The sequence below is a fragment of the Escherichia sp. KCJ4928 genome, from assembly GCF_004352695.1.
Lineage (GTDB): Bacteria > Pseudomonadota > Gammaproteobacteria > Enterobacterales > Enterobacteriaceae > ECMA0423.
Map to the genome: position 1 here is coordinate 1 of NZ_SJWV01000562.1, position 566 is coordinate 566.

Annotated in this window: 1 protein-coding gene; it reads right to left on the reverse strand. The window is 57.4% G+C overall.

Annotated features, from left to right (window positions below; genetic code table 11):
- On the reverse strand, window positions 1–566 hold a 566-nt coding region (locus E0D98_RS25555; protein WP_122994776.1), incomplete at both ends, for an IS66 family transposase.

Sequence of the window (566 nt, forward strand, 5' to 3'; positions counted from 1 at the left end):
GTTGTCGATTTCCACCCAGCCATCGTTCGCATAGTACGTCAGTGCCGGCCACTGGTTAAGTGCGTACGCGAACGCCTTCGCCAACTCTGAGTGTCGCGACAGGGTCTTCATCTTTTCACGCAACCAGTTTTCCAGGGATTTCAACAGCGGTTTCGTTTTTCGCTGACGTTCAGCAAGCCGCTGCTCTGCCGGCATTCCCCTTATATCCGCCTCTATGGCGTACAACTGACCGATCTGCTCCAGGGCTTCTTCCGTCAGTGCTGACGGGATGCGGACGTGCACATCGTGGATCTTTCGGCGGGCATGAGCCCAGCAGGCAGCTTCCGTTATCCCACCATTGCGATACAGCTCGTTGAACCCGGCGTACGCATCCGCTTGCAGCACACCGCTGAAGCAAGCAAGATGAGTCTGCGGATGGATGCCTTTTCTGTCCGGGCTGTAAGCGAACCACACTGCAGGTGCCAACGCTGACCCGGCATTGCGGTCATCACGAACATACGCCCACAACCGCCCGGTCTTCGTCTTCTTATTACCCGGCAGCAGTACCTGGACCGGGGTATCATCGG